Source organism: Sporosarcina jeotgali (assembly GCF_033304595.1).
Lineage (GTDB): Bacteria > Bacillota > Bacilli > Bacillales_A > Planococcaceae > Sporosarcina > Sporosarcina jeotgali.
On record NZ_CP116341.1, the window covers coordinates 834,152 to 854,125 of the forward strand.

The window sequence follows — 19,974 nt, forward strand, 5'->3', positions numbered from 1 at the left end:
ACATTGGTATGCTCAACTAAACTAAAAACGAGGTGTCGCGGATGATTATCAGAGAAGAACAATGGGGTACCGAAGGACAGCATGCCATCCCTTTATTGCATATTGTGGATGAATATCAGGAATCATCTGAGATGCCAGTCGTCATCTTTTTCCACGGCTTTACAAGCGCCAAAGAACATAATTTGCATTACGCATTTAATCTTGCGAAAAAAGGCGTTCGTGTGCTATTGCCCGAAGCGCATCTTCATGGCGTCCGCTCCGAATCATTAGACGAAGTCCAGCTCAGTTTGCGTTTCTGGGAAATTGTACTGACTTCTATAGAAGAAGCAGGAATCTTACATCACCAATTGAAAGAAAAAGGCTTGTTAGAATCTGGCCGAATCGCGTTTTCAGGAACGTCAATGGGAGGAATTATAACACTTGGCTGCCTTGCTGCCTATCCTTGGATTCAAAGCGCTGCGGTTATGATGGGAACTCCGGGATATGTGAAACTCACAAAAGGTCAAATGAAGCAATTTGAAAATAAAGGATTTAAACTTCCGATGAAAGACGAAGATGTTGAAAAATTATTGAAGACTCTCGCTGAATTTGACTTGACTCTGCATCCCGAGCGTTTGAATGATCGGCCGGTCTTTTTCTGGCACGGCATGAACGATACAATGGTGCCGTTCGAACCGACACGCCATTTCTATAAAGCGGTCAAAGAGCAATACAATTCGCATCCGGAAGACTTTGAATTTATGGTGGACGAGCATGCTGGCCACGCAGTTTCAAGACCTGGAATGCTTCGTGCGGTGGAGTTTCTTGCAGACCATTTGAACGATTGAGTTCATTTTGCTATGATGAGTACAACGAATTGAAATGGAAAGGGGAATTCCAATGGCTGATGAAATGAAAGAAAGCATGATGGGCGCACTTGAAAACGTTATTGACCCTGAGCTTGGTGTAGATATTGTCAATCTTGGTCTCGTCTATGATGCAGAATTGCTTGAAGGCGGAATCGGTAAAGTGACCATGACACTTACATCAATCGGTTGTCCGATGGGACCGCAAATTGTTGCGAACGTGAAACAAGAACTAATGGAACTTCCAGAAATAAAAGAAGTTGAAGTCGACATCGTATGGAACCCGCCTTGGTCGCGTGAAAACATGTCCCGCTATGCTAAAATGGCACTTGGAGTCCGATAAATAAACAAAAAATGATCCGATTAGTGAGTTTTTCACTGATCGGATTTTTTGTCGTTTTATCCGGGTCCGCTTAGGGGAATACTAGTTATTGAGACCTAAGCTTTTGACTTTACACATACGAAAAAGCGAGGTATACTAGTATTAGTCAAAGATAGTCAAAGTCAAATTAACTAACAATAATAATGAGGTGAGGGTTCATGAGAATGGACGGCGTACAGGAAGATCAGCGTTCCCCATTAGAGCAATTTGGGCGCAACCTAGTTGAAGATGTGAAAAACGGAAAAATGGATCCGGTTATTGGCCGGGATGAAGAAATTCGCAATGTCATCCGGATTTTATCTAGAAAAACGAAAAACAATCCCGTGTTAATCGGTGAACCGGGTGTTGGTAAAACGGCAATTGTGGAAGGATTAGCACAGCGGATTGTGAAAGGTGATGTGCCAGAAGGATTGAAAGACCGCCAGATTCACGAACTCGATATGAGTTCCTTAATTGCAGGAGCAAAATATCGCGGTGAATTTGAAGAACGTCTTAAAGCAGTGCTGAAACAAGTGAAAGACAGCAACGGTGAAATTATTTTGTTCATTGATGAAATCCATACGATCGTCGGAGCAGGCAAAACGGAAGGCGCTATGGATGCTGGTAACATGTTGAAACCGATGCTTGCACGCGGTGAATTGTATTGTATTGGTGCAACAACTTTGGATGAATATCGGATGTACATCGAAAAAGATCCAGCACTTGAGCGGCGTTTCCAGCAAGTAATGGTACGCGAACCATCTGTTGAAGATACGATTTCCATTTTACGCGGATTAAAAGAGCGATTTGAATTGCACCATGGTGTTCGCATCCATGACCGTGCGCTGGTCGCGTCTGCAACGTTGTCAGATCGTTATTTGACAGAGCGTTTCATGCCGGACAAAGCAATTGACTTAATGGATGAAGCGAGTGCGATGATCCGTACTGAAATCGATTCCATGCCGCAAGAGCTTGATCAAGTGACTCGTCGTATTTTACAGCTGGAAATTGAAGAACAAGCATTGACGAAAGAAAAAGATGCCATCAGTCAGAACCGTCTTGCTGCCTTACGTGACGAATTGAAAGAATTGAAAGAGTCTTCATCAGGAATGCGGGAGCAATGGGAAAACGAAAAGAAAAAGCTCCAGGAAGTGCAAGACGTGCGCGAAAAGTTGGACCGTTATCGTCGTGAATTGGAAGACGCGGAAAACAAATTCGACTTGAACAAAGCTGCCGAATTGCGTCATGGCAAAATTCCGACATTGGAGCACCGACTTCATGAATTGGAGGATCAGTTCAAAGGTGAGGAAGAAAACCGATTGATTCGTGAAGAAGTGACGGAAGATGAAATCGCGATGATTGTGGCACGCTGGACAGGGATTCCAGTGACGAAGCTGATGGAAGGCGAACGCGAGAAATTATTGCGCCTTGCTGATACATTAAAAGAACGCGTCATCGGTCAAGATAATGCTGTTCAACTTGTAACTGAAGCCGTATGGCGTGCGAGGTCAGGCATTAAGGACCCAGATAAGCCGATTGGATCGTTTTTATTTTTAGGACCAACAGGTGTCGGTAAAACGGAACTTGCGAAAACACTTGCAGGTACATTGTTCGACTCTGTGGATCATTTCATCCGTATCGATATGTCAGAGTATATGGAAAAGCATAGCGTGTCCCGACTTGTCGGAGCGCCTCCAGGATACATTGGCTATGAAGAAGGCGGGCAATTGACGGAAGCGGTGCGACGAAATCCGTATTCTGTTGTCTTGTTAGATGAAATTGAAAAAGCCCACCCAGATGTCTCTAATATTTTATTGCAAATCCTGGATGATGGCCGTATTACGGATAGCCAAGGCCGGCTTGTAAGCTTCACAAATACAGTGGTGATCATGACGTCAAACATTGGCTCGCAGTATTTAATGAGCGGCCAATTCGAGTCTGAAGAACATGCGGCCGAAGATTTAGTCATGGCGGAGCTGCGTAATCACTTTAAACCCGAATTGTTGAATCGGATGGATGATATTATCATCTTCCATTCTCTATCAGGCAATGCGTTTGTTGAAATCGCTCGGAAGATGCTCGAGGACCTTGTGCGCAGATTGGACGGTCAGGACATTCCATTAACGTATGAAGAACCTGTACTCGACTGGGTCGTTGCTGAAGGAACAGATGCTGATTTCGGGGCACGGCCATTGAAACGGTTCATTCAACGGTATGTGGAAACAGCGGTGGCTAAGGAAGTCATCAAAGGTAATTTGGAAGAAGGGCAGCGCCTGCATCTTCGGATGGAAGATGGAGCGTTAGTTGTGGATACGTTATAAATAAGGGGGCAAGTCACTTTTCGTGTAATGCGATGAGTGGCTTGTTTTTTTTGTGTGAGGCTGAATGTGGTGTTTTTAAGTCAAAAAGAGGCGGGTGTCCACCACTGGGAAGCAGTTCTCCATCACTCAAGCTCGTTTCTTGATCACTTAAGTAAATTTCTCGATAACAGGACACAATTCAACAGCGTTAAGGGATTAATTGGGTGCGCTTCGCTTGTCTAGGAAGGGGCTATGTCACTATGAAAACCGCCTATCCTACAGATCGTGCTGGTTGTCCGACACTGCCAAGCAGTTCTCCATCACTCAAGCTCGTTTCTCAATCACTAAAGCAAACTTCTCCGACACATAGCGGAATTTCTCGATAACGGGGCACAATTCCACTGCGTTAAGGGATTAATTGGGGGCGCTGCGCTTGTCTAGGAAGGGGCTATGTCGCTTTGAAAACCGCCTATCCTACACATGGTGCTGGTTGTCCGACACTGGCAAGAAGTTCTCCATCACTCAAGCTCGTTTCTCAATCACTTAAGCAAACTTCTCCGACACATAGCAGAATTTCTCGATAACAGGACACAATTCAATGGCGTTAAGGAGTTAATTGGAAACACCCAACTAGTTTATAGAAACATGATGCCACTGCAGCAAGAACGCAATCATACTAACCATCCATCCATTCAACGCAAAACATCCATTCAACGCAAAAAAAACAGCAAAAGGGAAATTTCCCTCTTGCTGTTATAAGGATCAATGTTCTGCAACTGGCTCGTCCGGGATAATCGCTGTAATTGCGAAAATCACAATAGACAAAACGAGTGAGACAATGATTCCAGTTGTAAATTCAAACGTTGGCACGTTCGCAATAGCGCCTGCTACATAGTTGAGCATGGAAACTAAAAGGAATGACCAAACAAATGTCATGATGAACTTCATTGAAATCACCTCTAGAATACTTTTTCACCTTTCATCATATCATAGCGCCGCACGTTTCGAAACTTAATTTACAACGCGGATAAAAGAGTTTGACGGTTTCGTGTCTCCATTGTTGAAAAAATTCACGATATCTACTATGATTGATACCAGGTACTAACAATAGATAACAAGGAACGGGGTATGAGCAATGGGTGTAGGACTTCTAAGTATTGGCAAGTATGTCCCTGAACACGTGCTGACAAACGCAGATCTTGAAAAAAGAATGGATACATCAGACGAATGGATTCGTACGCGCACAGGAATTGAAGAACGCCGAATTGCAGATAATTGTACTGATACATCAGATATGGCTTATGAAGCTGCAAAAGAAGCAATCGAAAAAGCAGGAATCGAGCCTGAACAAATTGGAATGATTTTGGTTGCAACGGTTACGCCTGATCAACCGTTTCCGTCTGTATCAACAATGCTCCAAGCACGTCTTGGTGCTAAAAATGCCGCTGCAATGGATATTTCTGCAGCATGTGCAGGGTTCATGTACGGAGTGGTTACAGCGAAGCATTTCGTGGAAGCCGGCACACACGATTACGTCCTTGTCGTAGGAGTTGAAAAACTTTCTAAAATCACGGACTGGAAAGACCGCAACACAGCAGTTCTCTTCGGAGACGGCGCCGGTGCAGGAATCGTCGGTAAAGTTAGCGGAGACCGCGGTATTCTTGCGTTCGAGCTCGGAGCTGACGGAACAGGCGGCGAGCATCTTTATCAAGACCGTTATTTGAAGATGAATGGCCGTGAAGTGTTTAAGTTTGCGGTTCGTCAAATGGGGCAATCGGCTGTTAACGTTATTGAAAAAGCAGGTCTGTCAAAAGAGGACGTTGACTTCCTAATCCCTCACCAGGCAAACATTCGAATTATGGAAGCATCACGCGAGCGTCTAGAACTTCCTCCAGAAAAAATGTCCAAATCGGTTCATAAATACGGGAATACTTCCGCAGCATCGATTCCGATTTCATTACACGACGATATCGAAGAGGGTCGCGTGAAAGACGACGACATTCTCGTACTTGTCGGTTTTGGCGGCGGCCTCACTTGGGGCGGCATTTGCATGCGCTGGGGCAAGTAAGTTAACTGGAAAAACAGCACACTAAACCATACAGATGGAAGCAACTATGCTATCTATGAAACGAAGGAGAGTTCAACTAATGGAAAAGCGACGCGTAGTCATTACCGGAATCGGGGCCGTTTCCCCGGTAGGAAATACGGCGGAGGAGTCATGGCAGTCCGTTCTTGACCGCAAGTCTGGGATCGGACCGCTGACACGTCTCGATACAGAGTTATTCCCAGTGAAAGTAGCTGCGGAAGTGAAAGACTTTGACATCGAAGAGTACTTGCCAAAGAAAGAAGCTCGTAAAATGGACCGTTTCACACATTACGCAATGGCGGCTTCCATCATGGCGATGAAAGATGCAGGTCTTGAAGAGCTGGATGCAGAGACAGCGCTCCGTACAGGGGTCTGGATCGGATCAGGAATCGGGGGAATGGAGACACACGAAAAGCAGTTCCTGACATTCCAGGAAAAAGGCTATCGCCGCGTCAGTCCGTTTTTCGTACCCATGATGATTCCGGATATGGCTTCCGGTCAAGTCTCAATTCACTTCGGTGCAAAAGGCATAAATTCATGTACGGTAACCGCGTGTGCGTCAGGCACAAACTCAATCGGAGATGCATTTGAAGTGATTCTCCGCGGTGATGCAGATGTCATGATCACAGGGGGAGCCGAGGCTCCGATCACGACGATGTCTGTAGCAGGATTCTGTGCAAACACAGCGTTATCATTAAATCCGGATCCAAACACAGCATCACGTCCGTTTGATAAAGAACGCGATGGCTTTGTCATTGGTGAAGGTGCAGGAATTCTCATCTTGGAAGAGTATGAGCACGCAGTAAAACGCGGAGCTAAAATCTATGCAGAATTAGTGGGGTATGGGTCTACAGGGGATGCACACCACATTACAGCACCCGCACCTGAAGGCGAAGGCGCAGTCCGTGCCATGCAGCAAGCGATTCAAAAGGCAGGAATCACTCCTGACGAAATTGGCTACATTAATGCACACGGTACAAGTACCGCATACAATGATTTGTTTGAAACGATGGCGGCAAAAACTGTATTCGGAGACCACGCATACAAACTTGCGATCAGTTCAACGAAGTCGATGACGGGTCACTTGCTTGGTGCTGCAGGCGGACTCGAAGCAATCTTCACTGCGAAAGCGCTGCAAGAAGGAATCTTGCCGCCAACAACGAATTTTGAAAATCCGGATCCAGAGTGTGATCTCGACTACATTATTGACGGTCCACGCAAAGCGGACGTCACGTATGCGATGAGCAACTCTCTCGGGTTCGGCGGTCATAACGCCTCTCTTATTTTCAAAAAAATCTAATGGTCTCAACAAAAAGAGCGCTTCTCGGATACTCTCCGATGCAGCGCTCTTTGCATTATACAATTGTCAGTCTTAAATTGTGCATAGCTCTCATATAGTAGGACAAAACTAAAAAAGGATCGATGTCATGACGCGACTGTTCTTTTTCCTGATAAGCTACGGCCTCATTGTAACGACTTGTACGACGATGATTACGTATTTGAATTACACTTCTATGGGATTCGATATGCAGACTGTCGGGCTTTTCATCCTGCAATCAGCAGATTTTGCACTATTTATTGGCGCCATCGTCATGCTGTTGCTTACCGTTTACGTCCGAGTCCCATCGCGGCTTCCATTTTCGTAAGTGTTGCTGATGCAATTGCGTCCGCTTTCAAAGCGCCTTCATCCAGAATCTCATCCAGCTTATCCGACCCCATCAGTTCGTGGTACTTCTCTTGAATCGGTGCTAAGTGATTGATGACGCTCTCCGCAACTCCTGCTTTAAACGCGCCGTAGCCTTGGCCATCATACTTAGCAACAAGCTCTTCAACAGCAGCGCCAGTTAGTGCAGATTCGATAATCAATAAATTCGAGACACCAGGCTTATTCTCGACATCGAAACGGACAACTCCTTCCGAGTCTGTCACAGCGCTTTTAATCTTCTTCTCAATTTGTTTCGGCGTATCCATTAAGAAAATCGTTGCTTTCTGGTTCGGATCCGATTTACTCATCTTTTTCAATGGATCCTGCAGCGACTTAATGCGCGCGCCGACTTTTGGTATGCGCACTTCCGGAATCGTCAGTACATCTGCATAACGGCGGTTGAATCTCTCTGCTAAGTCTCGTGTTAACTCCAAATGCTGTTTCTGATCTTCTCCGACAGGGACAACATTTGTGTTATAAAGAAGAATGTCAGCTGCCATAAGCGGCGGATACGTTAGCAATCCAGCAGAAACTCCATCTTGCCCATCAGATTTATCTTTAAACTGTGTCATCCGTTCAAGTTCTCCGATGGATGAAGTACATTGCATAATCCATCCTGCCTGCGCGTGTGCAGGTACTTCTGATTGAATGAAAAGTACAGACTTCTCCGGATCAATTCCACTCGCAATATACGTGGCTGCGAGCGAACGGATTGCTTGTTTCAGCTCGTCTGGATCTTGCTGAACCGTAATGGCGTGCTGATCCACGATACAGAAAATGCACTCCGCCTCATTCTGCAGCTCGATAAATTGCCGGAACGCTCCAATGTAGTTTCCTAATGTGATAATGCCTGTCGGTTGAACACCTGAAAAAATAGTTGTCATAGCCGTTTCCTCCTTAAATGTAAACACAAAAAACACCGACACATCCCTATATAAATAGGGACGGTCGATGTGCAGGAACCGCGGTGCCACCCGAATTGCCCGAAGGCCACTCAAAACCCCTTAACGCGGGGGAACGCAGTGGAAAAGTAGTGGTATTCTACTCATTCAACCGAGCTCGGGAGCCCATTCCTCCTAACCGCTTCACCTGTTCACACCACCCACAGGCTCTCTTAAGAAGCTAAATTAAAAGTACTTATTCCGTCTAAGCCGTTCTTATAATTGGAGTAATTATAATATGCATATTCAAGGAATGCAAGTCCTATTCCGTTTTAAAATGAATTCTACGGGAATACTCTAAATAATCAACGAAAGTTCATATCAATTTGGAACCTTTTGGAGTTTGAAACGTACTAGTAGACAGGAACACATTTTCACTTCGAATTTGTAATTGATAATACGAAATGAAAAAATTTGATGTTTAATCTCTTTCTAAAATGGGAATAACAGAAGAGATTACATAAATACAGAGTTGAGAACTGGCGATTATTGCGGAATTGTTACAAATAAGAAGCACTTAGGAAATATTTTTTAAAAAGTGTATTCATTGAGAACAAATGTGTGTATAATAGTCAATATGAAGATTAATTTAAAATAATTCTAATGTAAAAAAGTAGTCACCATTATAAGAAGCCGATTGAAAGGGAGTGTCAGCAAATGGGCGTTACATTATTTACATCACCAAGCTGTACATCATGTCGAAAAGCGAAAGCATGGTTAGAGGAACATGAAATTCCTTACGAGGAGCGTAATATTTTCTCTGAACCTCTAAATATTGATGAAATCAAACAAATCCTGCGCATGACCGAGGATGGAACGGATGAAATCATTTCAACTCGCTCAAAGATCTTCCAAAAACTAAATGTTGACGTTGAAAGCCTGCCGCTTCAACGATTATATGAATTAATTCAAGAACACCCAGGTCTTTTGAGAAGACCAATCATCTTAGATGAAAAACGTCTTCAAGTAGGGTATAATGAAGATGAAATACGCCGCTTCTTACCAAGAAAGGTTAGAGCCTATCAGTTACTAGAAGCACGTCGCATGGTAAACTAACGAATACTTATAAATAAGCTGATAGGGGATGTCATGGTGAATGCCGTAAACCTATCAGCTTTTTCCATTCTCCAAGGTTCCGTGCACGATGCGTTAGATGAATTCTACTCAGTAACTTGGCGCAGGCAGCGGCTTTTCTTCGCTAAAAAAATTTTGTCTGCATTCTTCGAGGCAAAACCCTTTCGTTACTGGTGAATTGAACATATAGTAGAAGAAGCATCGCGGGAACGAAAAAAAGAAGTTGGACGTCACGTCTACTTCAGGGGAAAGGAGAGAAAAATCATGGAAATCGAGAGAATCAATGAGAATACGGTCAAATTTTACTTGTCCTATATGGATATCGAAGAGCGGGGCTTTACTCGTGAAGAAGTGTGGTATAACCGCGATAAGAGTGAGGAATTGTTTTGGGATATGATGGAGGAAATCGATTCGGAGTCTGACATTGAGTTTGAGATTGAAGGACCTTTATGGATTCAAGTACATGCAATGAGTGGCGGGATTGAAGTTCTAGTTACTCGTGCGCAGCTCCCTGAAGATGGAGAATCGACGGAATATCCTTATGGCATTGACGATCCTCGGAAACTCTTCCAGCCTGAACTTGAAGCATCGATTGACTCTTCGGAGTCGACAAATGAGCCTGTTGCAGAAAGCAGAATGGCAACAGCGCGTGAGTTGTTCGTTTTCAAAGAATTTGATGATTTAATCCCTTTGGCTTCTCAACTTTCTAACTTTGACGAAACGACTGCATTGTATGCATTCGAAGAGAAGTATTATTTGTATATAGATTATAGCTCATCAGATAAAGAAATCTCTGATAAAATAGATGTTGAAAGCATTATCCTTGAATATGGAACGCCTACGAACTTAACCATCCATCGTTTGAAAGAATATGGAACGGAAGTTATGGGCTCCAACGTATTCCAAACGATTGAATCCTATTTTTAAATGAAGTTGAGCCACCTTCCGAGGTGGCTTTTTTGGTTCGAAATTCCCCTGCTTTCCAACGTTTAAATTGGTAAACACCATATGTGCTCAATTGAAAGATACAAAAACTATGTTTTCAATTGCTATTTTGACTGAAAATTCGTAAACTATTCAGTGAAGGAGTGATTGATATACTAACAGCCAACTTAACTGATGGCACACCCGTTGTTTTGGATGATACCGTCAAACGAGAACATCTGAGAACGTGGCGCACCCATCAACAATTTAATTGTCCACAATGTGGAGAACGCGTGTTATTGAAAGTAGGATCTATCCGAATTCCGCATTTTGCACATGAAGTGGACTCGGCTTGTTCAGCCAGCTTTTCAGAAGGGGAGTCGGTCTCTCACCTTCAAGGAAAGCAGTTGCTGTATTCATTTTTTCAGCGCTTAGAGAAACCTTCTGTGCTGGAACCTTACCTTCCTGAGCTGGCACAACGACCTGACTTACTTGTACAGCATGACGGAGAATCGATTCCGATTGAATTTCAATGCAGCCGGTTACCTGAAGAAGTGAAAAACAGCCGAACTGAAGGCTATCGATCTTTAGGAATGGAGCCTTTATGGATTTTACAAACTCCTGAAAAATATCGTGAGCGCCCTGAAGGCATGGGAATCTATAGTTTTTCAGCTTTCTATCAACTGTTCTTTACAACGAGCTTATCCCCTGAACATACACTGCTCACTCTATCCCCAGATACAAAGCAATTTCATTATTTTAGTCACCTACTTCCTATTGATGGAAATCGCTTTATCGCGATTCATCGCAAATTGCCAACCGAAATCCAAACGTTTCCATTCGCTCGTCCGAAACTTCCTGATAAAGAAATTCTTCTGCATTACTATAAGTCTTACAAAATACATCGAACAACTTACTTGCAACGTTCGATTTTTTTGAATCGGCGTGGCATTCAGGATCCATTTTTACGTCACTGTTACGAACTTAAATTACGTCCAGCTGAACTGCCGCTGTGGATAGGTGTTCCTGTAAAAGGGAATCGTGCATTTTCCGTTCATGATTGTGAATGGCAGCTTGCCTTAATTTACTTATTGCGTCGTTTTGAACTTACGCCTTCAAAAGTCCCTGTGCAGCGATTGCACAAATTTGTACATGCGTATACAGGCTGCAGTGAGCTGCAGGTTGAATCTTGTGTGAGATATTTGCAATTCCTCCAAAGAATTGAATGGAAAAAGAAGGACTCCATCCCGAATGAGCGAATAGAGAAAGAGATTGTTCACATACTTCTAGAGAGATTCCTTGCAATACAGATAGAAAATTGAGAAAATGATAAAAGATTCGATTCCCGAATTATTGGGATCAAGGAGGAATTACATTGGCAGAGAAATTACTCACGCGTGATGAAGTGAATGTAGAAGAAACATGGAACTTAGAAAATATCTTTGAAAGCGATGCTGCCTGGGATGTAGAATACGCCGAAATTGAAAAGCTTTCATCTCAAGCGGAATCTTTCCAAGGAACATTGAATGATGGACCGGAAGCGCTTTTGAAAGCACTTTCTTATCGCGATGAACTCTCGCAGCGATTAGGTAAACTGTATACGTATTCACATTTGAAAACAGATCAGGATACAACAAATAGCACGTACCAGGCGATGGACAGCCGAGCAAAGTCTTTGGCTGTAAAAGTATCGACAAAGCTTTCATTTTTCTTGCCGGAATTACTTTCAATTGACGAAGCGCAGCTAGATCAACTAGTGGAAGAAAACGAAGGACTTTCGTTATACAAACAAGAAGTGAAAGAATTAAACAGCATGCGTCCGCACGTACTTCCTGCAGAACAAGAATCACTGATTGCTCAAATGTCTGAAGTAGCACAAGGTTCCTCTAAAACGTTCAGCATGTTGAATAACGCGGACTTGACGTTCCCGACTGTGAAAAATGAAAAAGGGGAAGAAGTCGAGCTATCTCAAGGCCGCTTCATTAACTTCCTGGAAAGCCCCGACCGCTCAGTACGCGAAGAGGCGTTCAAAGCGATGTATGCCACGTACGGTTCGTTTAAGAACACATTTGCTTCTACACTTTCGGGCAATGTGAAGACGAACAATGTCAACGCAGCAATTCGTGATTATGCGTCAGCTCGCGATGCTGCTTTGTCTAATAACCATATTCCAGAGCAAGTGTATGAAAATCTAGTGAATACAATTTCCGACAACGTTGGATTGTTGCACCGTTATATCGCACTTCGTAAAAAAGTGTTTGAATTGGACGATCTGCACATGTGGGATCTGTATGCACCGCTCGTGAAAGACCTGGATATGAAGATTTCTTATGAGGATGCTGCAAAGACGATGCTAGAGAGCTTTGAGCCGATGGGTGAAGAGTATCGTTCAATCATTAAAAAAGGACTTGAAAGCCGCTGGGTAGATGTCCGCGAGAACAAAGGGAAGCGCTCAGGTGCTTATTCTTCAGGATCTTATGGCACAAATCCATACATCTTAATGAACTGGCAGGACAATGTGAATAACATGTTCACGCTAGCACACGAATTTGGCCATAGTGCACACAGTTATTACTCGCGCGCCAACCAGCCGTATATCTATAGCGGCTATTCAATTTTCGTAGCGGAAGTCGCATCAACTGTAAACGAAGCGCTGCTCAATGATTACTTGCTGAAAACAACGGATGATGATCAAAAACGCATCTACTTGTTGAACCATTGGCTGGACGGATTCCGCGGAACTGTCTTCCGTCAGACGATGTTTGCTGAGTTCGAACACAGAATTTATCAGTTAGATCAGCAAGGTGAGGCATTGACAGCAGAGAAGCTCACAGAAGAGTATTATGCTTTGAATGAAAAGTATTTTGGCGGAGCTATGACTGTGGACGAGGAAATCGGATTAGAATGGTCACGGATTCCACACTTCTATATGAATTATTATGTGTACCAATATGCAACGGGTTACAGTGCTGCAGTAGCCTTAAGCCATCAGATCCTGAACGAAGGCGAACCCGCTGTAGAGCGCTACGTAACAAACTTCCTGAAAGCCGGATCATCAGATTACCCAATTGAAGTGTTGAAGAAAGCGGGAGTCGATATGACAACGACTGCACCAATTGAGGAAGCATGCCGCGTATTCGAGGAACGTTTGAATGAGCTGGAAGACTTGCTTGCAAAACAATAAGTGAGAATTATACTATATTAAAATATTAAACAAACAGACCTTCATGGGAAGATGCCATGAAGGTCTGTTTTACTGTTTAAAAAATAATCCTTTAAGTAAGCGTTTTCAAAGGTGTCATATGTGACAGATCCATGAAATTGTTTGTGAAATGTTGATGTAACAATTATTTTGTGATAGATTTAACTTGTGAATGAAACTCACAAACCAAACATACACCCCTTTTGTTTGAACGTGAACATTTTTCCCATTCCCTTTATACGAGCACCGCTCCCCCCCAGGAGCGGTGCTCTTTTCAATTTGAAAGAGGATCTTGCGTGTCTGTGGAGGGAAACGGTGGGGATAACTCGCGGGAAGTGATCATAAGTTTGAGAAAGCGCTCATAACCCGGGAGAAGTGATCATAAACCCGAGAAAGCGATCATAACCCAGAGAAAGCGCTCATATCCCGCGAAAAGTGATCATAACCCAGAGAAAGAGCTCATAACCCACGGATAGTGATCATAAACCAAGGAAAGCGCTCATAACCCGCGGGAAGTGATCATAAACCAGGGAAAGCGCTCATAACCCGCGGGAAGTGATCATAACCCAGAGAAAGCGCTCATAACTCAGGGGAAGTGATCATAAACCAGTTAAAGCGCTCATAACCCACGAAAAGTGATCATAACCCAGAGAAAGCGCTCATAACCCGCGAAAAGCGCTCATAACCCAGCCAAAGTGATCATAAGTCCAAGCAAGCCGCCCATAACCCCCAGCATAACCTCACCCAAAAACAAAAAAACAGATGGAGAAAACCTCTCCACCTGTTTCCTATCTCAAATCTCTCAGCGCTTGCGCCATAAGACTTTATCATTAATGAATATGCGTTCTACTTCTTGTTTCAACAAAAGTTTTTTGAGTTCCCGTTCGCTCTCTTTTTCAGGGACGCCATAGATAGCTGCGATTTCACCAGTTGCGAGCATTTCGAAACGGCTGAACAACTCTTCCAGTGAAGGCGCGCGATCCCGGATGATGGGGGACCCTGTCAGCTCTTCAAGAATTTGCTCGTAGATTTCATAGCTGTATGAACCATCCACCATGAGTCCCTCGTCTTCAATGTTTTCATTGAAAAATACAAAGGTCGGGGATTTTACTACGTCCATCTCTTTGGCTAAATGAAGATCGACTTGTAAGGATTGCAGAACATTCTTAGAGAAAAAGTCGCTTATGAATTCTTGTTTGTCCAAATTTAACTTCTCAGCAATTTCAACGAGTACTGCAAATGATTTAACGTTACGTGACTTGAGAAATGAATACTCGAATAGTTTTGTTAGAAATTTAAAGCCAGCACGTTTTCCCTGGAACTCAGCCGCTTTGATGGCAATACTGGGGAACGCAGGATGTGCTTTTTCAAATGCACTTGACTCTTCACACGCATCATCAACTAAAGGCAATGCTTTATAATTCATTTTAGGCAGAGATGTGAGCAGACCGATGCGCAAAGTGAAATACCGTTCGTATTCAACTTGCAATCTTCTTAGGATTGGTTGCAGCGCCCAGCAATCCTGACATAAAGGGTCAAGGAAAACGTATAATTCGATTGGCCGAGGATGTGCAATCGGCTGCTGTTCAACTTCTGCGAAAGTTCTTCGATTCACTGATCTCCCTCCTCGTTCCGATTCACCATGTGATTGGCAGTTAAGACGAGGCGCTGATAATAGATTTCACGAAGCGGTCCATCGAGACCGACCTCGTCCATTGCTTCAGCCATGCAGGCAAGCCAAGCTTCTGCACGCTTTGGTGTGATGGCAAATGGCATATGTCTAGCTTTCATCATCGGATGTCCGTGTTCTTCTGTATATAAATTAGGTCCGCCCAAATATTGCGTCTGGAATTGCTTTTGTTTGCGAGCGGTCTCTGTCAGGTCAGGCGGGAAAATGGGAATTAAGTCCGGGTGAACCGCCACTTTGGCGTAAAACCGGTCGATGAGTTCCGACAAACGTGCTTCACCGATCTCCTCATAGGGTATCAAAGGCTTTCGTGTCATGAATGTCATTCTCCTTTGTTGTTACTCTGTACTTCTATTTTATCAACCACATAAAACATTCACAAATAAATAGCTTTCGTTCGGCCGATTCATTCTTACACCGTATACGTATTATAGTTGTTCATGACCTTCGTGACGTAGTTTTGTGTCTCACGGAAAGGCGGAATTCCACCGTATTTACGAACATTTCCGGGACCGGCGTTATATGCGGCAAGCGATAGTTTTAAGTCGCCTCCAAATTGATCGAGCATTTGTCTTAAGTATTTCGCGCCGCCCATAATATTTTGTTCGGGATCAGATGCATTCGAAACACCCAGGAATTTTGCGGTGCCAGGCATGAGCTGCATGAGTCCAGTTGCTCCGGCATGGCTGACCACATCTTTATTGAAATTCGATTCTTGTTTAATGACCGCGGCAATCAAAGCAGGCGGGACATCGTATTTTTTTGCAGCTTTACTAATCAAAGGTGCATATGCCGTGTTCACATTGCCTCCGTTATAGGCGAGCGGCGGGCGGCTGGCTGAAACTTGGTCAATGTACTGGGTCGCATCAGTAAGCGAATTGACAGATGGAGTTGTAAAGAACGCAAACGGATTACTTCCTTGCGGCGATTGAATACTGCCCAGTGTTGTCGCTGAGAAGCTAGAAAGTGAATCAGAAATTGAGCTTTCATTCGTCATTTCATTTAACAACGATTGAAAGAAATCTGTCCCTTCTGTGTTCGTTTCAGTTGCAGAGTGAACAGCTCCAAGTGACTGCAGAGTATTCAATTCGAACAGCGTACGAATCATTTTCGTGTCCATGCTAATCGATCCTTTCTGATACTTACTATCCGTGGCAATTCTAGTTCTTCTTTCAGTATATCAATTTCATGGCTGAAAGCACAATCCTGACTGCATCAGAGACGACTCTATGGTAAACTATTCATACTGACTGATAGGGGAAGGGAAGAGGGAAAAGTGCGTATTGAACATCGAATAACTGAAGGGCAATTAAAAAAAGAAACCGTTTGTTTTACTTATGACGGAACGGCAGAACAGCTTGGAGACTCTCCTTCTGGGAAAATGATTACAGATTCAGATGCACTCAGTTTCGTGTATCTATTCGAAGATGGAGAAGAATATCGTTACCTCCATTTTACGCAGCAAGTATGGCCGCTCATGCAGCAGCTCATTGAGATGGATAATGGGGATCCCTTAATAGTGTGTGAAAACGGGACTGTACAATTAAAAGGATTTACTGAAGAACTGACGATGCTGGTTTTCAATATAGAAGGCAACGGAAATTACGGAGAAGAATTCATGCTTGCTGTGGAGCAGGCGTTCAAAGAAACCCTGCACCAGCATAGCTGACAAGAACGGAACGGAGGAGGCATTTGTATGAGAATGTGGAATGACTTTCTTGCTCCCTATAAGCAAGCAGTTGTGGAGCTTAAGGTGAAGTTGAAAGGCTTGCGGCACCAATACAAATTGGAAGATTTGCATGCGCCAGTCGAGTTTGTGACAGGCCGCGTTAAACCGCTTGCCAGCATTTATGACAAAACTCTTGAAAAAAACATTCCATTCGAGCCATCTCCAGAACTTGCTGCTGAAGTCCCTGACATTGCAGGACTTCGGATTATGTGTCAGTTTGTCGATGATATCGGCAGTGTAGTTGGCATGCTTAGACAGCGGAATGACTTAAAGATAGTCGAAGAGAGAGATTACATATCGAACAAAAAACAGAGCGGTTACCGTTCGTATCATATTATTATTGAATATCCTGTCGAGACGATTCATGGGGAAAAGACAATCCTTGCTGAAATTCAAATAAGGACTCTGGCGATGAATTTTTGGGCTTCAATTGAGCACTCTTTAAATTATAAGTACCAAGGGGAACTGCCGGATGTGATTCGACAAAGACTTGAAGGAGCTGCCGAAGCCGCTTTTCGATTAGATGAAGAAATGTCATTAATCCGAGATGAAATTCATGAAGCACAGTCGTACTTCAGTTCGTTTAAAGAAACGGAAAAAAGAGATATTCAAGATACCTCATGGAAGGGGGAACCAGAATGATGAAGTTTGTGATCCAATCACGCGGCGATGAGTTATCCAACCGTTTGATGGCGGAAGCAAAAGAATATTTAGTGGAGTTTGGTCTGGAATATGACGAGGTTGAACCGGATATCGTACTTTCAATCGGCGGAGATGGAACGTTATTGCATGGTTTTCATAAATACGTCCACCGGCTGCACGAAACTGCGTTTGTCGGAATTCATACAGGACACCTTGGATTTTATGCGGATTGGAAGCCGGAAGAAATCGAGAAATTGGTCATTATGATTGCACGGAAAGACTACCATGTCGTACAATATCCTCTTTTGGAAGTGGAAATTTCCTATACTCATTCTGAGGAAAAGTCTACCTATCTGGCATTGAACGAATCCACTATCAAGTCACCGGAAGTCACACTTGTAATGGACGTTGAGTTAAATGGAGAACATTTTGAGCGATTCCGCGGAGACGGGTTATGTATGTCTACACCATCAGGTTCCACTGCTTATAGCAAGTCCCTGAATGGTGCGATTTTGCATCCTTCATTGTCATGCATGCAACTGACTGAGATGGCGTCCATAAACAATCGTGTCTTCCGTACTGTTGGCTCACCTTTAGTTTTGCCATCGCATCATTCATGTTTACTAAAACCGGTAAAAGGACCGGATTTCATGGTAACCGTGGATCACTTGCAATTGCTTCAAAAAGATGTGAAATCCATCGAATATAAAGTGTCAAAGGAACGCATTTCGTTCGCTCGTTTTAGACCATTTCCGTTCTGGAAGCGTGTGTCCGAATCGTTTGTCGCAAGTGATGAGGAAAAATAATCCGTCGCCGCTGTTATTGAAGTTCGTTTCAGAAGAACAAATCCTTTTAAGAGACTTTCTAAAGCTGAAAGGCATTTCCAAAAGAGCGCTGACGGCTGTTAAATTTGAAGGCGGGCGGATTTTAGTAAATGGAGCGGAGCGAACAGTGCGCTGGATGCTTGAGCGGCATGACCAAGTGACTATTGAATTTCCGCCTGAAGAGATAGGGGATGGCTTGACGCCTGAACAAGGAGTGCTTTCAATCCTAACCGAAGATGATTCGATTCTAGTCGTGGAGAAACCAGCAGGACAGGGAACGATTCCTTCCAGAAACCAGCCCCATGGAACATTGGCGAATACAGTTTTTGGAAAATACCTGTTGGACCAGCATCCGGCGACAGTCCACGTCGTAACACGGCTGGACACAGACACGTCAGGTGTTGTCTGTATCGCGAAAAATCGTCATATCCATCATCTTATGAGCACGCAAATGCAACAAACAGGTTTCGACCGACGTTATATAGCTTTCGTGCGGGACTGGATACTCGAAGATGCGTTTACGATTGAAATGCCGATTGGTCGAAAAGACGGCAGTATTATTGAGCGGATGGTTCGTGATGACGGCCAATATGCACGTACAGATGTCCGGGTTACAGATCGTTTTGAGTTGAATAGCAGGCGATATACAGCAGTTGAGCTCCAGCTGCACACGGGGAGGACCCATCAAATCCGCGTGCATATGGCGCACGTCGGACATCCGCTGCTTGGGGATGACTTGTATGGCGGTCCGTGTGACTTAATCCAGCGGCAGGCTCTTCATTGTGCATCCATTTCGTTTAAACATCCTTCTACAAACGAGAATGTCACGTATGCGAGTGAACTTCCGAAGGATTTGTTAAGCCTGATTCCAACACAAACGAGATTTCAAGAGGAGTATTCGGTAAACTTTTCTGGTTGAAACGGCTGCTTGGACGCAACCGATACAATTTCAAGTTCTGGCCATCGGAGTGCTGTCAGTTTACCCCCAAATACACATCCTGTATCAATATTAATCGTATGATGTTTAAATCGGGGTTCTCTTACCGGTGTGTGTCCGTAAACAATCCATGGAGTTCCATGATAGGACTTCGCCCAATCACGTCGTTCAGGACGTCCGTCTGATAATGTTTTTCCAGAGATATCTCCATAAAGGACAAATGTGCGTACGGTACTGGACGGAGGAGCTCCTATCAATTGCGCAGAGAGCCCGGCATGTGCGATGATAAGTTTTCCGCTGTCCAGCTCGTGATAAAGAGGCAGCTCTTCGTAGAACTGACGATAACGCTTTAGCGTTTGGGACCGTTTCTCTTTGGATAAAGAGTCAAGTTCGGCAATAGTTGTTTCTAACCCGTGTGTTTGCTGCACATTATTCCCTTTTGCGTAGCGGTATAATTTATTGCAATGATTTCCCGGGGAATAAATGAGCTGGTTTTTATCCTGCATCGCAAACAAAAGCTGCATCACTTGCACAGAAGACGGTCCTCGATCCATGCCATCTCCGACGAAAGCCACTTGTCTGCCAGATGGGGGGATTGGAATTCCGGACTTCAGGGAATACCCAAGAGTGTTTAGTAACTCCAGCAGTTCATCGTAACAACCATGTATGTCACCGATTATATCGAACATATGATTTCACTCCTTTTTACGAAGTATT

Annotated in this window: 20 protein-coding genes and 1 other annotated feature; of the genes, 14 read left to right on the forward strand and 6 right to left on the reverse strand. The window is 43.9% G+C overall.

What is annotated here, in order from left to right; translation table 11 throughout:
• Nucleotides 1–41 precede the first annotated feature (41 nt).
• The 3 genes from PGH26_RS03800 (at nucleotide 42) to PGH26_RS03810 (ending at nucleotide 3,527) form a co-directional block, all read left to right on the forward strand.
• Nucleotides 42–827, forward strand: coding sequence for a prolyl oligopeptidase family serine peptidase (locus PGH26_RS03800; RefSeq protein WP_323692698.1), 786 nt, complete (start codon nucleotides 42–44; stop codon nucleotides 825–827).
• A gap of 52 nt (nucleotides 828–879) precedes the next feature.
• Nucleotides 880–1,188: a metal-sulfur cluster assembly factor gene (locus PGH26_RS03805; RefSeq protein ID WP_323692699.1), complete on the forward strand. Its 309-nt coding sequence runs from the start codon at nucleotides 880–882 to the stop codon at nucleotides 1,186–1,188.
• A 203-nt stretch (nucleotides 1,189–1,391) separates the two neighbouring features.
• The gene (locus PGH26_RS03810; protein ID WP_323692700.1) at nucleotides 1,392–3,527 is read left to right on the forward strand and encodes an ATP-dependent Clp protease ATP-binding subunit; all 2,136 of its coding nucleotides are present in this window, start codon (nucleotides 1,392–1,394) and stop codon (nucleotides 3,525–3,527) included.
• A gap of 741 nt (nucleotides 3,528–4,268) precedes the next feature.
• Here PGH26_RS03810 and PGH26_RS03815 read toward each other — a convergent pair.
• Nucleotides 4,269–4,454, reverse strand: coding sequence for a DUF2929 family protein (locus tag PGH26_RS03815; protein WP_323692701.1), 186 nt, complete (start codon nucleotides 4,452–4,454; stop codon nucleotides 4,269–4,271).
• Nucleotides 4,455–4,641: 187 nt separating this feature from the next.
• Between PGH26_RS03815 and PGH26_RS03820 the strand changes: the two genes are divergently transcribed.
• From PGH26_RS03820 to PGH26_RS16195, 3 genes are all read left to right on the forward strand, one after another.
• Nucleotides 4,642–5,574, forward strand: coding sequence for a beta-ketoacyl-ACP synthase III (locus tag PGH26_RS03820; RefSeq protein WP_323692702.1), 933 nt, complete (start codon nucleotides 4,642–4,644; stop codon nucleotides 5,572–5,574).
• A 79-nt stretch (nucleotides 5,575–5,653) separates the two neighbouring features.
• Entirely contained in the window at nucleotides 5,654–6,892 is a 1,239-nt protein-coding gene (fabF, locus tag PGH26_RS03825) for a beta-ketoacyl-ACP synthase II (protein WP_323692703.1), read from the forward strand.
• A 127-nt stretch (nucleotides 6,893–7,019) separates the two neighbouring features.
• Nucleotides 7,020–7,238: a YuzI family membrane protein gene (locus PGH26_RS16195; protein ID WP_488803655.1), complete on the forward strand. Its 219-nt coding sequence runs from the start codon at nucleotides 7,020–7,022 to the stop codon at nucleotides 7,236–7,238.
• On the opposite strand, the gene trpS is transcribed toward PGH26_RS16195, so the two are convergent.
• Complete coding sequence (gene trpS / locus PGH26_RS03830) at nucleotides 7,195–8,181, reverse strand: tryptophan--tRNA ligase (protein ID WP_323692704.1); 987 nt, start codon at nucleotides 8,179–8,181, stop codon at nucleotides 7,195–7,197. The two genes, PGH26_RS16195 and trpS, sit on opposite strands and share 44 nt — an antisense overlap.
• A 53-nt stretch (nucleotides 8,182–8,234) precedes the next feature.
• Nucleotides 8,235–8,455: a binding site (T-box leader), on the reverse strand.
• Between the two features lie 440 nt (nucleotides 8,456–8,895).
• Between trpS and spxA the strand changes: the two genes are divergently transcribed.
• The 4 genes from spxA to pepF all read left to right on the forward strand — a co-directional run bounded on the left by spxA (nucleotide 8,896) and on the right by pepF (nucleotide 13,420).
• The gene (spxA, locus tag PGH26_RS03835; protein WP_025786060.1) at nucleotides 8,896–9,294 is read left to right on the forward strand and encodes a transcriptional regulator SpxA; all 399 of its coding nucleotides are present in this window, start codon (nucleotides 8,896–8,898) and stop codon (nucleotides 9,292–9,294) included.
• Between the two features lie 282 nt (nucleotides 9,295–9,576).
• Entirely contained in the window at nucleotides 9,577–10,239 is a 663-nt protein-coding gene (gene mecA / locus PGH26_RS03840) for an adaptor protein MecA (protein WP_323692705.1), read from the forward strand.
• A 161-nt stretch (nucleotides 10,240–10,400) separates the two neighbouring features.
• A complete protein-coding gene (locus PGH26_RS03845) occupies nucleotides 10,401–11,558 on the forward strand; it encodes a competence protein CoiA (protein WP_323692706.1) in 1,158 nt (385 codons plus the stop codon).
• Between the two features lie 53 nt (nucleotides 11,559–11,611).
• A complete protein-coding gene (gene pepF / locus PGH26_RS03850; protein WP_323692707.1) occupies nucleotides 11,612–13,420 on the forward strand; it encodes an oligoendopeptidase F in 1,809 nt (602 codons plus the stop codon).
• A gap of 820 nt (nucleotides 13,421–14,240) precedes the next feature.
• Here the strand turns inward: pepF and PGH26_RS03855 are convergent.
• The 3 genes from PGH26_RS03855 to PGH26_RS03865 form a co-directional block, all read right to left on the reverse strand.
• Entirely contained in the window at nucleotides 14,241–15,053 is an 813-nt protein-coding gene (locus tag PGH26_RS03855; protein ID WP_323692708.1) for a DsbA family protein, read from the reverse strand.
• Complete coding sequence (locus tag PGH26_RS03860; RefSeq protein ID WP_323692709.1) at nucleotides 15,050–15,442, reverse strand: globin domain-containing protein; 393 nt, start codon at nucleotides 15,440–15,442, stop codon at nucleotides 15,050–15,052. Before PGH26_RS03860 ends, PGH26_RS03855 begins: the two co-directional genes overlap by 4 nt.
• A gap of 95 nt (nucleotides 15,443–15,537) precedes the next feature.
• On the reverse strand, nucleotides 15,538–16,245 hold the full coding sequence (locus PGH26_RS03865) for a lytic transglycosylase domain-containing protein (protein WP_323692710.1): 708 nt from the start codon (nucleotides 16,243–16,245) through the stop codon (nucleotides 15,538–15,540).
• A 156-nt stretch (nucleotides 16,246–16,401) separates the two neighbouring features.
• Here PGH26_RS03865 and PGH26_RS03870 point away from each other — a divergent pair, with 156 nt between their 5' ends.
• Genes PGH26_RS03870 through PGH26_RS03885 form a run of 4 tightly spaced genes read left to right on the forward strand, consistent with a single transcriptional unit; the run spans nucleotide 16,402 to nucleotide 19,239 of the window.
• Nucleotides 16,402–16,794 (forward strand): UPF0738 family protein, encoded by a 393-nt coding sequence (locus PGH26_RS03870; RefSeq protein ID WP_323692711.1) that lies wholly within the window; start codon nucleotides 16,402–16,404, stop codon nucleotides 16,792–16,794.
• A 27-nt stretch (nucleotides 16,795–16,821) separates the two neighbouring features.
• On the forward strand, nucleotides 16,822–17,496 hold the full coding sequence (gene yjbM, locus PGH26_RS03875; protein ID WP_323692712.1) for a GTP diphosphokinase: 675 nt from the start codon (nucleotides 16,822–16,824) through the stop codon (nucleotides 17,494–17,496).
• Entirely contained in the window at nucleotides 17,496–18,302 is an 807-nt protein-coding gene (locus tag PGH26_RS03880; protein ID WP_323693461.1) for an NAD kinase, read from the forward strand. Before yjbM ends, PGH26_RS03880 begins: the two co-directional genes overlap by 1 nt.
• Nucleotides 18,289–19,239, forward strand: a complete 951-nt coding sequence (locus tag PGH26_RS03885; RefSeq protein ID WP_323692713.1) for an RluA family pseudouridine synthase — start codon at nucleotides 18,289–18,291, stop codon at nucleotides 19,237–19,239. Before PGH26_RS03880 ends, PGH26_RS03885 begins: the two co-directional genes overlap by 14 nt.
• On the opposite strand, the gene prpE is transcribed toward PGH26_RS03885, so the two are convergent.
• A complete protein-coding gene (gene prpE, locus PGH26_RS03890; protein WP_323692714.1) occupies nucleotides 19,206–19,946 on the reverse strand; it encodes a bis(5'-nucleosyl)-tetraphosphatase PrpE in 741 nt (246 codons plus the stop codon). The two genes, PGH26_RS03885 and prpE, sit on opposite strands and share 34 nt — an antisense overlap.
• Nucleotides 19,947–19,974 lie beyond the last annotated feature (28 nt).

Excerpts from the sequence above, each read along its gene's own strand:
- PGH26_RS03800 (WP_323692698.1), top strand. The coding sequence starts at position 42 with ATGATTATCAGAGAAGAACAATGGGGTACCGAAGGACAGCATGCCATC.
- PGH26_RS03805 (WP_323692699.1), top strand. The coding sequence starts at position 880 with ATGGCTGATGAAATGAAAGAAAGCATGATGGGCGCACTTGAAAACGTT.
- PGH26_RS03810 (WP_323692700.1), top strand. The coding sequence starts at position 1,392 with ATGGACGGCGTACAGGAAGATCAGCGTTCCCCATTAGAGCAATTTGGG.
- PGH26_RS03815 (WP_323692701.1), bottom strand. The coding sequence starts at position 4,454 with ATGAAGTTCATCATGACATTTGTTTGGTCATTCCTTTTAGTTTCCATG.
- PGH26_RS03820 (WP_323692702.1), top strand. The coding sequence starts at position 4,642 with ATGGGTGTAGGACTTCTAAGTATTGGCAAGTATGTCCCTGAACACGTG.
- fabF (WP_323692703.1), top strand. The coding sequence starts at position 5,654 with ATGGAAAAGCGACGCGTAGTCATTACCGGAATCGGGGCCGTTTCCCCG.
- PGH26_RS16195 (WP_488803655.1), top strand. The coding sequence starts at position 7,020 with ATGACGCGACTGTTCTTTTTCCTGATAAGCTACGGCCTCATTGTAACG.
- trpS (WP_323692704.1), bottom strand. The coding sequence starts at position 8,181 with ATGACAACTATTTTTTCAGGTGTTCAACCGACAGGCATTATCACATTA.
- spxA (WP_025786060.1), top strand. The coding sequence starts at position 8,896 with ATGGGCGTTACATTATTTACATCACCAAGCTGTACATCATGTCGAAAA.
- mecA (WP_323692705.1), top strand. The coding sequence starts at position 9,577 with ATGGAAATCGAGAGAATCAATGAGAATACGGTCAAATTTTACTTGTCC.
- PGH26_RS03860 (WP_323692709.1), bottom strand. The coding sequence starts at position 15,442 with ATGACACGAAAGCCTTTGATACCCTATGAGGAGATCGGTGAAGCACGT.
- PGH26_RS03865 (WP_323692710.1), bottom strand. The coding sequence starts at position 16,245 with ATGGACACGAAAATGATTCGTACGCTGTTCGAATTGAATACTCTGCAG.
- yjbM (WP_323692712.1), top strand. The coding sequence starts at position 16,822 with ATGAGAATGTGGAATGACTTTCTTGCTCCCTATAAGCAAGCAGTTGTG.
- PGH26_RS03880 (WP_323693461.1), top strand. The coding sequence starts at position 17,496 with ATGAAGTTTGTGATCCAATCACGCGGCGATGAGTTATCCAACCGTTTG.
- PGH26_RS03885 (WP_323692713.1), top strand. The coding sequence starts at position 18,289 with ATGAGGAAAAATAATCCGTCGCCGCTGTTATTGAAGTTCGTTTCAGAA.
- prpE (WP_323692714.1), bottom strand. The coding sequence starts at position 19,946 with ATGTTCGATATAATCGGTGACATACATGGTTGTTACGATGAACTGCTG.